Source organism: Profundibacter sp. (assembly GCF_965277155.1).
Taxonomy (GTDB): Bacteria; Pseudomonadota; Alphaproteobacteria; order Rhodobacterales; family Rhodobacteraceae; genus Profundibacter.
Genome location: NZ_CBDIBV010000013.1, coordinates 339,037 through 351,460 on the forward strand (window position 1 = coordinate 339,037; position 12,424 = coordinate 351,460).

A 12,424-nucleotide genomic window follows, 5' to 3' on the forward strand; every position below is an offset into this window, starting at 1 on the left:
TAACCGGAAATTGACAATTTTCAACAAAAGTTAACGGTTTCCGTAAAGTCAGCTGTTGCTTTGGGCTTCGGATTTTGTGGATTGTTCCTGCAGGGATTGCAGTTTTTCAGGCCATTTCGATTTGATATATGCCAAAGTTTGCCTAATTTCCTGATCCGAAAGCACATCCCCGAATCCGGGCATCCCGCTGTTGAAATCATCTATACCGGCCTTTTTCAGCGCAGCAGCACCACCCAGTTTGGTGTATTCGAACAACAACCTGTCCCCGTGATGCCATGTGTGGCCGGTTTCGTCATGGGGCGGGGCGGGCAGGATGCCGTTTTCATCCGGCGTTTTCCAATTCGCCTGCCCCTCCAGATTGGCCCCGTGGCAAGAGGCGCAGTTTTCCTGATACAATTGCTGCCCCAGCTGGACATCCCGGGATTGACGATTGGCAAGCAGAGACCACCCCCCTGCCACCAGCGCAACGACTGGCACCACAAACAATAAAACCTGCCCTATTTTCATACTTTGACCCGCACCCATGTTCGCATTCCGGCCGCTTGATGGGACAGCATGTGGCAGTGAAACAGCCACTCGCCGGGGTTTTCGCCGATAAAGGCGATTTCCTTTGTTTCATTTGGCTGCACCAGAATTGTATCCCGCAGCGGCCCTAGCGATCCGTCTTTGCGAACCTCTTGAAAATGGTTGCCGTGGATGTGCATGGCATGCGGGAAAACGGTGTCATTAACGATAGGGATGCGCAGGGTTTCGCCTTTGCCAACCACGGACAACGGTTCCTCGGGCATCCCTGCCACCCCGTTAAAGGCCCAGATTTGCCCGTTTTCAATCAATTCATTGGCGTCCATTTCCTGCCCGTTATAAACGGCCTTTCGCAACCCGCCCATCGCGCCACCCGTCATGCGCAGCTCTGCTGTGCGCGCGGTGGATACATCGGTGAGATAGGCAATCGGGTTCGGCGGGAGTGCGGCAACCAGATCACGCGGGTTGGCTGACTGTTGGGCAGTAATCGGTATTTCCGACAGTATGAAAACCTGATCCCGATCCTGAATTAGAAACTGTGCCTTTTCCCCGACATCACCCGTCACATCGACAATGAAATCCACCCGCTGCGCCGGCGCCAGCACCATCGTTTCCGCCGCCATTGGCTGTTGCAGCGGCATCCCGTCCAGCGCAACGATATGACCGGTCATCCCCCGTAGTCCGAATTGCATAATCCGGTCCGTCGCCGTGTTGACAAACCGAAGGCGCAGCCGCTGGTTTTTCTGCACCGACTGCACGTCGGGGAACAGGCGCGCATGGATATAGTTGCCCAGCCGACCGCCGTGGGACCAATCGTGTATCTGACCGAAATCCGCAGCGATTTGTGCCTGTTGGGTCAATCGCCAGTCATCCATCAGAACCACAATGTCATGATCTACTTCGGGGGCGTCCGGCTCGTCCACAATCAGCACACCATACAGCCCGCGCGCAACCTGTTCGGTTGACTGGTTGTGCGAATGGTACCAATAGGTGCCCGCATCCGGCACCGTGAAATCATAGAGGAAATCACCCCCGGGTTTCACCGCATCCTGCGTCAGCCCCGGCACACCATCCATTGCATTGTCAATCCGCAAGCCATGCCAATGCACCGCTGTATCCTGCTTTAGCGCATTCACCAACCGGCGCTGCACCCGCGCCCCTTGCCCGACGCGGATCATCGTGCCCGGCACGGCGCCGTCAAACGCCCAGACATCGGTCTGGGGGTATTCAGCGGGCGCGACCTGCACCTTTGCAGGCCCTGCCCGCAGTTCGCGAATTTCGGTGGCCCTTGCGATAGCGGGCATCAGGGCAAGCGCCGAAACGCCTGCGAAGAACTGTCGTCTTGTTATATGGGGCATTACATTGACCTTCTGATGGATGGTTGGCAGGGGAATTACAGGTCAGTTATTCCCTTCGGTATGTCCTGTATCTCCGGCCTCTTCTTCATGAACTTCGGCTTCCGGTTCCATTCCGTGATCGCCATCACCGTGCATCATTTCTTCTATGTCGTGCGGGATGTCGGCCTGCGAGAATTTCGCCTGCTCGTCCGCATCATGGACAAAGGCAATGATCGCGGCCAGCTCGTCGCCAGTCAGTTCGATTTGACCGCCCATTTCGTCTTCTTGCATGGCGATCATCGCCGGTGCGCCGCGCCACATTTTCGCGGCAAAATCAAAAGCGTTCATCGGTTCATCCATGTATTCAGCGGAAAATTCCGGCGCGTCTTCGCCGCCGATACCGTTCACCGAATGGCAAACGACACAACCCTTTGCGGCAAACAGCTTGCGCCCTTTGGCCGGATCAAAGGCCGGAATCTGGAGGCCGTTTTCCAGAACAAATCCGGATCTTGACATATGGTCGCTGATTTCTGCGTTATCTTGTGCAAACCCGGTGTGTGCAGCCATTCCGAATACGAATGCCAAGGTATAGTAATATGCTGTTTCATGCCGTTTTCCTTTAGGTCCAATAACTGGTTGTCAGGGTTCCAGAAGCCATCAACTTTCCGGCTCCGTTTTCTCGCTGCCCAAGGGCAGGGTAATTTCCACTTGCAAGCCACCTTCGGACCGGTTTGACAGTGTGATATCACCGCCGTGGGCCTGAATAACCGTGCGGGCAATCGACAGTCCCAGACCGGTGCCGCCGGTTTCCAGATTTCGCGATTTTTCCACCCGCACGAACGGGTCGAACACCCGCTCCAGATCTGCTTTGGGGATGCCGGGTCCGTGATCGGAAACGGTGATTATGACGTTGTTGTCATCCTGCGTCGCCGTGACACTGGCCCCGCCGCCGTAACGGATAGCGTTTTCGATCACATTGCGCAGCGCACGGCGCATTGCGACGGGTTTGATACGGACCGACATCGGGGTGACATCCTGCAAGGTCACATCCCCCCCCACATCGGAAATATCCGCCACCAGTTCGCTTAGGAAATCGGGCACTCCGACTGTCTGGGTTTCTTCTGCCGTGACTGTCAATGAGCATTTAAAACTGGGTAGTGTCGCGATCCAGAAGGGCGGTTGTCATCTTGGCATCCCCGAAGACCGAGACCCATTCACCGAACTCAAGGTTGGTTGTGATGATGATGCTGGTCTTCTCGTAGAGCTTGCTGATCAGATTGAAGAGCAACGCGCCACCGGATTTGGGAAACGGGATGTAGCCCAGCTCGTCGATGATGACGCAGTCCAAAGCCGAGAGCTGCCGGATGATCTTCCCTGCATTGCCGTCGGCCTGTTCCTTGATCAGGGCGTTGATCAGATCGACGGCGTTGAAGAAGCGCGCCTTCTTGCCGTTGTTGATCAGCGTCGTTCCCAGCGCGATGGCGATGTGGGTTTTGCCCGTGCCGGTTCCGCCCACCAGGATGAGGTTATGGGCCTCCTCTGTGAACTGGCCGGTGCAGAATGGTTCGATCTGGGCCTGGGTGAGGGCGGCGGCGCTGTAATCGAAGGTGGCGAAGTCCTTGTGATGGGGGAACTTCGCAACCCTCATTTGATACTGGATGGAGCGCACCCGGCGCTCTACAGTCTCGGCGTCGATCAGTTGCCTTATCGCTGTGGTCAGACTTGGCGGCTTGCGCGCGGACAGCAGATCATGGGCGCAAGCTGCCATTCCATGCAACCTGAGGGCTGTCAGTTGGTCGATCAAGGCATTCATACGGCAACCTCCTCAGCCGAGCACAGGGTCTCATAGCGTTTGCAATCGGCTTCGGGCCGCAAGGTCAGCTGCGGATAAGCGCAGGCATCGCTGAGCGGTGTGATGACCGGTTCCACCAACTGGTTGATCAGATTGATGATGGCGGGCAGCCGCAGGGTGTTTTGTGCCACCGCCAGATTGCAGGCCGTCTCGACCACCTCGATCCCGTGATCCTGTGCCAGCAGGAGCAGGTCGACGAACTCCCGATCCCCGCCTTTACCAGCCATGTAATGTTCCCTGATCCGATGCATGGCCTCGGGCAGTTCCCAGCCCACAAAGGGGGCGCCATTGCGCAGGGCACCAGGCTTGCGGTCCAGCAGGGGAACGTAATGCCAGGGCTCGAAATAGCTGATATTGCGGGTAAAATGACGCCTGTGCTCGGCAATCACATCCTGACCGGAGACCACCACGATCCGGCCGGCATAGGCGCGTAGCGACACATGATGCCCGGCAAAGCGGGAGGGCACGCTGTAGCGATTGCTGGCATATTGAACCAGGCAGGTGGAGCGGACACGGACGGTCTTTTCCACGTAGCCGTCGAAGGCCCGACCCAGGGGGCGCAGTTCGGCGCGCTCGTCTTCGAACACTTCGGTAATCGTGCGATCCTGCTGCTCGGGATGGGGACGCTCTGCCAGATCTTCGCAACGCAGACGCAGCCACGCGTTCAGCGCCTCGAGATCATCAAAGGCCGGTTCGGGAACGAACAACCGGCCCCGCAAGAACTGGACCTGGTTCTCGACCTGTCCCTTCTCCCAGCCCGCAGCGGGCGTGCAGGCCACCGGCTCCATCACATAGTGGTTCATCAAGGCCAGGAACCGGGGATGGAATATCCGCTCCTTCGAGCGCGAAACGTAGGTCACCATGGTCTTGGGGTTGTCGATGATCACCCTGCGCGGAACGCCTCCGTAAAAGGACAGCGCCTGCACGAAAGCATCCAGCACCATCTCCTGGGCTTCACCGGGATAGGCAATCACGAAAGGCTTGCGGCTGTGACACAGGCGGAAATGAGCGACCTTCACCTTCTGCTCGACACCACCCAGTACGACCCGTTCTTCGCTCCAGTCAAATTGCAGCGCGTCACCCGCCGCAAAATGCAGCGGGATAAACGCATCTCCCGAACAGGCCCCGGCGCGCTTCAACTCACGAACAAAACGCTGAACCGGCGAATAGGACCCGGTATAGCCCTCTGCCACAAGCTGCTCGTATAGCTTCTGGGCCGTCCGCCGCTCCCGGCGTGGTCGCCTCGAGTCCTGATCAAACAGTTCCTGCAGCCGAAGATCAAACCCATTGCACAGTTTGTGCCGAACTGGCGGCGCATGGCGCTGGTAGCTCGGCGGATTCTCGTCCTTCAAATACTTCTTGATCGTGTTCCGCGACAGTCCCGTCGCCCGCGCCACAGACCGGATGCTGCGCCCTTCAACCAGCACCCAGCGCCGGATCTTCGATACGCTTTCCATCAATATCACCTGCTCTTTCCTCCGCACAATTTTGCGCGGATGTTAACGAAACAGGTGGGTCAATTTTACTCGCTCATAACCCACCCAAGTGGGTCAGTTTTGCACGCCGATTCACAGCCGTGACCATGCCGCGCGCGAATGACAGGGTGGATTCGACCATTTCCTGCATTTCCTCGATGATCGCTGCCAACCGTTCGCGGGTTTCGTCATCATCCACCATTTCCGCACGCACTCGAAGCGCCGTTAGCGGCGAGCGCAGATCATGCCCAAGTGCGGCCAGCAGGCGGGTGCGTTCGGATACAAAGCGGGTCAATCTGCTTTGCATTTCGTTAAAGGCAGCGGTCAGACGGCGCAATTCTTCGGGGCCCTGCACGGGCAGTTCCGGCACCGTTTCACCACGGCCCAGACTTTCGGCAGCATTGGCCAGTTTACGCAAAGGACCTGTTAGCCGGCTAAGCGCCACCCAGACCGTTGCCATGATTATCAACGTGGCCAGCGCATAGCTGATGGTCGATATCCAGGGCCACTGGATTGGCGGGCGGTGAAACCGTGTGGATACGTTCAACCATTGGCCATCACGCAGTCCAATGGCCAGTTGCATTTCAACGGATGACAGATCAAGGCCCATCATCTGCTCATGCATGCGCATCATTTCGGGCGCTACCTGTTCCATCACGGAACTGGGACCGGTCTGATGCAGTTCCACCCTGATTTCATGGGCATCCGCATCGTCCAGAAAACTGCGGATACGCGACTGGATCACACCGCCCATATCATGGTTCAGATGATCAACCGACGGCGCATCGGACAGTGAAAACCGCACCAAAGGCGAATCCGCCGCGCGCAGGATGGCTGGTCGCAAATCCGCCGGTGCGGCCTCGATCAGGCGCACAACATTGGCGGCGCGGCCAGCGGCCTCAAGCCCAAGGGCGGCGCGAACCGCAAGGCGGCGTTCGTCAACAAACAGCCACAGATTTACGATCTGGACCACGACAAAAGTGGCAAGGATCACCAGCACCAGTTGTCCGCGCAGGGATTTGGGTAACAGCCTGCGCATCAAAGATTCTTTACATCTGTAGCAAGGCAATAACCGCCGCCCCGCACCGTGGTGATTATTTTCGGCTTGCCCGGATCGGTTTCGATTTTCCGGCGCAACCGGCTGACCTGATTGTCGATGGTGCGGTCAAACACCTGTGCGGTGCGTCCCGATGTCAGATCCAGCAACTGATCCCGCGACAATACAAAGCGCGGGCGTTCCAGTAAAACTGTCAGCAGTTTGAATTCGGCGGTGGTCAGCGCGGTTTCGCCCCCGCCATCCACCCGCGTCAGCACCCGCCGGTCCGTATCCAGCACCCAATCGCCAAACTGCACCCGATGGCCAGATAAGGCCCCCGCCGATGGCTCGGTCCGTTCGCGGCGGCGCAGGACGGCCTTGATCCGTGCCAGCAATTCACGCGGGTTAAAGGGTTTTGGCAGGTAATCATCCGCCCCGATTTCCAGCCCGATGATACGGTCGGTTTCCTCGCCCAGCGCGGTCAGCATCAGAATGGGGGTGCGCCCCTCGGCACTTAACCTGCGGCAGACGGACAAGCCGTCCTCGCCGGGCATCATCACATCCAGCACAATCAGATCAAACCGCCCGCGCGCCAGTTTGGCATCCATTTCAACCGCGTCCTGCGCAACAGTTGCGCGAAAGCCGTTCTTTTCCAGATAGCGCATAACGGCATCGCGGATTTCCCTGTGATCGTCAACAATCAGGATATGGGGCAAAATATGTGTCGTTTCATTCATGGTGTTTTCCGTTTAGCGCGGCTTTGCCCTGTTTGTCGCAGGGAAAAGTGTATCCGTTTGTAGCAGAGAATGCCTTGCGGGGTAGTGTCGCGAGTTTGGTGGAAATTCGAGGACGGCGTAATCTCCGGGTGCATCGAAGCCACCCAACCGGCGGCTGGAACCGCCAAGGAGATCACGCCATGACAAAGAATACAGCAACATCGACATCCGCGCTACTGGCCAATGAAGCAGGCTATGACCCGATTGAAGACCGGCTGCGCCAGAACATCCGCGCGACGATCGAGGCGGTTTTCGAAGAGGAGCTGGAGCAGTTTCTGGGCCGTTGCCGGTATGGCCGCAGCGGCGGGGCAAAGGCCGGATACCGCCACGGGCATCGCGAGCGGCAACTGGTCGGAACATTTGGAACCGAAACGGTGCGCGTGCCGCGTGCGCGGATCACAGGCGAGGCCGGCAAGGCCAGAGAATGGCGCTCGAAGGCATTGCCCCGCTACCAGCGGCTGACGAAGAAGGCCGAGGCGCTGATCGCTGCTGTCTACCTTTCGGGCACCAACACACGGCGGGTAAAACGCGCCCTGTTCGGCCTGTTTCAGGGGGCGGTCAGCAAGGATGTGGTGAGCCGCGCCTGGCGCAAGGTGAAGGTGGACTGGCAGGCGTGGTGCGCCCGCAGCCTTGCGGATGAAGACATCGTGCGGCTGATCCTGGACGGCACCGTGATCAAAACGCGGATTGACAGGAAGGCCACCAATATCTCGGTTCTGGCCGCGATTGGCGTGCGCCGGGATGGGCAGAAGGTCTTGTTATCACTGATGAACATGGGCGGCGAAAGCACCTCCGCCTGGCGTCAGTTCATCAACGATCTGGATGCGCGCGGGTTGAAACGGCCCGAATTTGTCATCGTGGACGGGGCACCGGGACTTGAGGTCGCTCTCATTGCCCTCTGGGGTGAAGATCTGCCGATCCAGAGGTGCACGGTGCACAAGCACCGCAACCTTCTGGCCAAGGCACCCAAGCGTATGCATGATGAGTTGACAGAAGATTACCGCGACATGATCTACGCCAAAACACCCGAGGAAATCGCCACCCGCCGCAAGGCATTTCTGCGAAAATGGCGGCTGAAATGCAAGGCCGTCGCTGACAGCTTGGAAGAAGCAGGAGATAAGCTTTTCACCTTCACGCGTCTGCCACAAGGCCAGTGGAAATCGGCCAGAACGACAAATGCGATCGAACGCCTGAACGAGGAATTCCGCCGCCGCATCAAGACCCAGACCGTGCTGCCATGCGCCGAGACCGTGCCGATGCTGCTTTGGGCTCTGATGGCCTCGGGGCAGATCGTCATGCGAAAGGTCGATGGCTGGGAAACGCTCGCTCAGCCCGTCGCCGACGCAACCCTTGACCAAGCCGCCTGACCGGCGCATAACTCAACCCGCTCGGAGGTGCCTGAAATCAATTTCCACCACTTTCGAGACACAACCGGAATAGTAATAAATCAGTTAACGGAGAGCTGACAATATGAGTATCACAGGCCAATCTTTGAAAGCATCGCTGTACAATCAAACAGGGATTAATTATGCGCCCAAACCATTTGCTTCAAATGATGTGCTTGCTGGCTACTTGACAAGTGGTGCCTGGGGTGGAGTTGGTCATGAGCGCAGCTTTAATACCGCGGCTAGCAATGTTATTACAGTAAACCTCACAGGTCTAAGTGCATCGGCACTAAAACTTGCCAGAGCGGCCCTTGAGGCGTGGTCAAATGTTGCAAATATTGTTTTCACCGAAGTCACAAGCGGCGCTAAAATTACATTTGTTAGCTCTGATACAAGTGGCGCGTATTCTTATTCCACAACTAGTGGAAACACTATAATCTCCTCGACTGTTAATATTCCTGACAACTGGGATGATGTCAGCGATGGAAAGATCGGGGGATACGGGTTTCAGACGTATATCCATGAAATAGGCCATGCTTTGGGATTGGGCCATCAGGGCGATTATAATGGTTCGGCAACTTACGGCATTGATAATGTCTATTCAAATGACAGCTGGCAGGAATCTGTCATGTCATATTTCAGTCAGACGGAAAATACGACAATTGCGGCCAGTTTTGCGTTTCTGACCACTGCGATGATGGCAGACATTATTGCCATCCAAAACCTGTATGGCGCCCCTGGTGCAAGCAGCACAACAGCTGGCGATACAGTATGGGGAACCGGTACAAACCTGACAGGTTATCTTGGCACTTTGTTCAATGCGATCGATAGCGGTTCAACAGTTGATGTTAAGACCTACTATCCACTGGCTTTGACCATCTATGATCAAGGTGGGAACGATCTGATTGATCTTACATTCAGCACAGCCAGCAACCGGCTGGATATGAATGCCGAAACATATTCAGACATAGACGGGCTGCTTGGAAACTGGGCCATTGCGCGCGGGACCGTAATTGAAAATGCCACCATGGGCAGCGGAAATGACAATGTAACCGGCAATGCTGTGGCAAATATCATAAAGGGCATGGGCGGCAATGATACGCTGAACGGGATGGGCGGCAATGACACGCTTGAAGGTGGTGTTGGGTCGGATATCCTGACGGGTGGTGCCGGTTATGATGGTTTTGTTTTCAGTTCGGGCGAAACCGGGTCGGATACAATCACCGACTACACATCGGGTGCAAGCAAAGCCACATCAGACACAATTGTCCTGAAGGGGACAATGACACTACCGAATTTGGTCGTATCGGGTAATAATGTGACAATTGATGGCTCAATAACAGTGACGAATGGTGCGCTTGATACATTATGGGTGATCAATGCTGAAACCGATCTGAATGGGCCTACCATTGTGTCCGAATATGATCTTGGAAATACGTCATCTTATACTTCAATCCACACCCACTTGAATGCATCTGGCGTGATGACAAGCAAAGATACATATTTTGATGATGGAACGGACGCGAATGTAATTTACGATTTCACTAGCGCCTATAGCTGGGTGTCCATTGAAACCCGCCACACATCAACAGGCGCCCAGTCATTTGTGCAAACGATGAATGATGACGGTACGCGGTTCGACAAGTATCTGGATGCTGCAAACGCCCAGTCATGGACGTCTATGCTGCAAGCGTACAATGCTTCTGGTCAGTTAACATATACAGATGTCACAAATGATACTGGCACACGAACAGTTGCAAATTACGATCCCGCAGCTGTTGAAGCCTGGACGACAATTGTTCAGAATTATGATACAGCGGGCCAATTGTATTATCGTAAAGTCACAAATGATGATGGAACGTCATTCGTGACAAACATTGATGCTGGTAATGCGGCTACATATACATCCATACTTCAGCAATACACAGCCACCGGTGAAGTGTATTTCCGTCGTACTATATATGATGATGGAACCAAATTCGAACTTGTTGTCGATGTGAATGATACGGCCACATGGGCATCCAGTTTGACTGGATATACAGCCACAGGCGGTGTTGATTATGTGGACACAGCCAACGATAGCGGAACACGGACGATCCGTAACTTTGATGTTGATGACACAAATAGTTGGGCGGAAATCCTGCAGAATTTTGATAGTGCCGGCCAGCTGTATTTCCGTCGCACCACCAATGATGATGGCACGCATTTTGACACCAATTTCGATGTCGATAATACCGGTAGTTGGGCCAGTGTAATGCAAGCTTACAATGCGACAGGTGGAGTGTACTTCCGCAGCACCGTGAATGATGACGGGACGCGTTGGGATACCAACTTTGACGTTGATAATACGGCTGCTTGGGACGAAATCTTGAAAGATTTTGATGCTGCCGGGAATTTGATTTCCACACGCATTACCTATGATGATGGCTCGGTGGTTTACGTTTAGGTTTAACGTGTTGCCAGCCACATCCGCGCATGGGCTGAATGGCACATTGGGAAGATGCTGAATGGTCAATTATAAACCAGTGACCGAACTGCGTTACCGGAGGTAGTGTCGCGAGTTTGGTGGAAATTCGAGGACGGCGTAATCTCCGGGTGCATCGAAGCCACCCAACCGGCGGCTGGAACCGCCAAGGAGATCACGCCATGACAAAGAATACAGCAACATCGACATCCGCGCTACTGGCCAATGAAGCAGGCTATGACCCGATTGAAGACCGGCTGCGCCAGAACATCCGCGCGACGATCGAGGCGGTTTTCGAAGAGGAGCTGGAGCAGTTTCTGGGCCGTTGCCGGTATGGCCGCAGCGGCGGGGCAAAGGCCGGATACCGCCACGGGCATCGCGAGCGGCAACTGGTCGGAACATTTGGAACCGAAACGGTGCGCGTGCCGCGTGCGCGGATCACAGGCGAGGCCGGCAAGGCCAGAGAATGGCGCTCGAAGGCATTGCCCCGCTACCAGCGGCTGACGAAGAAGGCCGAGGCGCTGATCGCTGCTGTCTACCTTTCGGGCACCAACACACGGCGGGTAAAACGCGCCCTGTTCGGCCTGTTTCAGGGGGCGGTCAGCAAGGATGTGGTGAGCCGCGCCTGGCGCAAGGTGAAGGTGGACTGGCAGGCGTGGTGCGCCCGCAGCCTTGCGGATGAAGACATCGTGCGGCTGATCCTGGACGGCACCGTGATCAAAACGCGGATTGACAGGAAGGCCACCAATATCTCGGTTCTGGCCGCGATTGGCGTGCGCCGGGATGGGCAGAAGGTCTTGTTATCACTGATGAACATGGGCGGCGAAAGCACCTCCGCCTGGCGTCAGTTCATCAACGATCTGGATGCGCGCGGGTTGAAACGGCCCGAATTTGTCATCGTGGACGGGGCACCGGGACTTGAGGTCGCTCTCATTGCCCTCTGGGGTGAAGATCTGCCGATCCAGAGGTGCACGGTGCACAAGCACCGCAACCTTCTGGCCAAGGCACCCAAGCGTATGCATGATGAGTTGACAGAAGATTACCGCGACATGATCTACGCCAAAACACCCGAGGAAATCGCCACCCGCCGCAAGGCATTTCTGCGAAAATGGCGGCTGAAATGCAAGGCCGTCGCTGACAGCTTGGAAGAAGCAGGAGATAAGCTTTTCACCTTCACGCGTCTGCCACAAGGCCAGTGGAAATCGGCCAGAACGACAAATGCGATCGAACGCCTGAACGAGGAATTCCGCCGCCGCATCAAGACCCAGACCGTGCTGCCATGCGCCGAGACCGTGCCGATGCTGCTTTGGGCTCTGATGGCCTCGGGGCAGATCGTCATGCGAAAGGTCGATGGCTGGGAAACGCTCGCTCAGCCCGTCGCCGACGCAACCCTTGACCAAGCCGCCTGACCGGCGCATAACTCAACCCGCTCGGAGGTGCCTGAAATCAATTTCCACCACTTTCGAGACACAACCGCCGTTACCGGTAAGGGCGGATACTTTGGCGGTCAGGTTGCTATTAATCATTGGATAAATGGCAACCGCAAGGCCCGACCAAAGTCTGTGGTTTTGGCATGT

At 56.1% G+C, this 12,424-nt stretch carries 11 protein-coding genes; 3 read left to right on the top strand and 8 right to left on the bottom strand.

The genetic code is table 11. The annotated features are described in order from the left end of the window. Positions 1 to 48: 48 nt before the first annotated feature. The 8 genes from ACQY4M_RS16865 to ACQY4M_RS16900 all read right to left on the bottom strand — a co-directional run bounded on the left by ACQY4M_RS16865 (position 49) and on the right by ACQY4M_RS16900 (position 6,959). Positions 49 to 507, bottom strand: coding sequence for a c-type cytochrome (locus tag ACQY4M_RS16865; RefSeq protein WP_428546542.1), 459 nt, complete (start codon positions 505 to 507; stop codon positions 49 to 51). After that, positions 504 to 1,880 carry a multicopper oxidase family protein gene (locus ACQY4M_RS16870; RefSeq protein ID WP_428546545.1) on the bottom strand — a complete coding sequence of 459 codons (1,377 nt, stop codon included), beginning with the start codon at positions 1,878 to 1,880 and terminating at the stop codon, positions 504 to 506. The genes ACQY4M_RS16865 and ACQY4M_RS16870 overlap by 4 nt, the downstream gene beginning before the upstream one ends. Positions 1,881 to 1,922: 42 nt before the next feature. Continuing rightward, on the bottom strand, positions 1,923 to 2,375 hold the full coding sequence (locus ACQY4M_RS16875; RefSeq protein WP_428546548.1) for a c-type cytochrome: 453 nt from the start codon (positions 2,373 to 2,375) through the stop codon (positions 1,923 to 1,925). 141 nt (positions 2,376 to 2,516) lie between these two features. Continuing rightward, the gene (locus tag ACQY4M_RS16880) at positions 2,517 to 2,960 is read right to left on the bottom strand and encodes a sensor histidine kinase (RefSeq protein ID WP_428546551.1); all 444 of its coding nucleotides are present in this window, start codon (positions 2,958 to 2,960) and stop codon (positions 2,517 to 2,519) included. A gap of 43 nt (positions 2,961 to 3,003) precedes the next feature. After that, positions 3,004 to 3,672, bottom strand: a complete 669-nt coding sequence (istB, locus tag ACQY4M_RS16885; protein WP_428546554.1) for an IS21-like element helper ATPase IstB — start codon at positions 3,670 to 3,672, stop codon at positions 3,004 to 3,006. Continuing rightward, positions 3,669 to 5,168: an IS21 family transposase gene (gene istA, locus ACQY4M_RS16890; protein ID WP_428539289.1), complete on the bottom strand. Its 1,500-nt coding sequence runs from the start codon at positions 5,166 to 5,168 to the stop codon at positions 3,669 to 3,671. The genes istB and istA overlap by 4 nt, the downstream gene beginning before the upstream one ends. Before the next feature lie 73 nt (positions 5,169 to 5,241). Next, the gene (locus tag ACQY4M_RS16895; RefSeq protein ID WP_428546557.1) at positions 5,242 to 6,225 is read right to left on the bottom strand and encodes a HAMP domain-containing protein; all 984 of its coding nucleotides are present in this window, start codon (positions 6,223 to 6,225) and stop codon (positions 5,242 to 5,244) included. Continuing rightward, a complete protein-coding gene (locus ACQY4M_RS16900; RefSeq protein ID WP_428546560.1) occupies positions 6,225 to 6,959 on the bottom strand; it encodes a response regulator in 735 nt (244 codons plus the stop codon). The genes ACQY4M_RS16895 and ACQY4M_RS16900 overlap by 1 nt, the downstream gene beginning before the upstream one ends. 179 nt (positions 6,960 to 7,138) lie before the next feature. On the opposite strand from ACQY4M_RS16900, the gene ACQY4M_RS16905 reads away from it, so the two are divergent. The 3 genes from ACQY4M_RS16905 to ACQY4M_RS16915 all read left to right on the top strand — a co-directional run bounded on the left by ACQY4M_RS16905 (position 7,139) and on the right by ACQY4M_RS16915 (position 12,256). Next, positions 7,139 to 8,365 carry an IS256 family transposase gene (locus tag ACQY4M_RS16905; RefSeq protein ID WP_428539582.1) on the top strand — a complete coding sequence of 409 codons (1,227 nt, stop codon included), beginning with the start codon at positions 7,139 to 7,141 and terminating at the stop codon, positions 8,363 to 8,365. 103 nt (positions 8,366 to 8,468) lie between these two features. Then, positions 8,469 to 10,829 (top strand): M10 family metallopeptidase C-terminal domain-containing protein, encoded by a 2,361-nt coding sequence (locus ACQY4M_RS16910; protein ID WP_428541140.1) that lies wholly within the window; start codon positions 8,469 to 8,471, stop codon positions 10,827 to 10,829. Between the two features lie 200 nt (positions 10,830 to 11,029). Beyond that, complete coding sequence (locus ACQY4M_RS16915) at positions 11,030 to 12,256, top strand: IS256 family transposase (RefSeq protein ID WP_428539582.1); 1,227 nt, start codon at positions 11,030 to 11,032, stop codon at positions 12,254 to 12,256. Positions 12,257 to 12,424 lie beyond the last annotated feature (168 nt).

What these genes read in the sequence shown, in the direction of transcription:
- ACQY4M_RS16870 (WP_428546545.1), bottom strand. Translation starts at nt 1,880, where the DNA reads ATGCCCCATATAACAAGACGACAGTTCTTCGCAGGCGTTTCGGCGCTT.
- ACQY4M_RS16910 (WP_428541140.1), top strand. Translation starts at nt 8,469, where the DNA reads ATGAGTATCACAGGCCAATCTTTGAAAGCATCGCTGTACAATCAAACA.
- ACQY4M_RS16900 (WP_428546560.1), bottom strand. Translation starts at nt 6,959, where the DNA reads ATGAATGAAACGACACATATTTTGCCCCATATCCTGATTGTTGACGAT.
- ACQY4M_RS16915 (WP_428539582.1), top strand. Translation starts at nt 11,030, where the DNA reads ATGACAAAGAATACAGCAACATCGACATCCGCGCTACTGGCCAATGAA.
- ACQY4M_RS16895 (WP_428546557.1), bottom strand. Translation starts at nt 6,225, where the DNA reads ATGCGCAGGCTGTTACCCAAATCCCTGCGCGGACAACTGGTGCTGGTG.
- ACQY4M_RS16875 (WP_428546548.1), bottom strand. Translation starts at nt 2,375, where the DNA reads ATGTCAAGATCCGGATTTGTTCTGGAAAACGGCCTCCAGATTCCGGCC.
- istA (WP_428539289.1), bottom strand. Translation starts at nt 5,168, where the DNA reads ATGGAAAGCGTATCGAAGATCCGGCGCTGGGTGCTGGTTGAAGGGCGC.
- istB (WP_428546554.1), bottom strand. Translation starts at nt 3,672, where the DNA reads ATGAATGCCTTGATCGACCAACTGACAGCCCTCAGGTTGCATGGAATG.
- ACQY4M_RS16865 (WP_428546542.1), bottom strand. Translation starts at nt 507, where the DNA reads ATGAAAATAGGGCAGGTTTTATTGTTTGTGGTGCCAGTCGTTGCGCTG.
- ACQY4M_RS16905 (WP_428539582.1), top strand. Translation starts at nt 7,139, where the DNA reads ATGACAAAGAATACAGCAACATCGACATCCGCGCTACTGGCCAATGAA.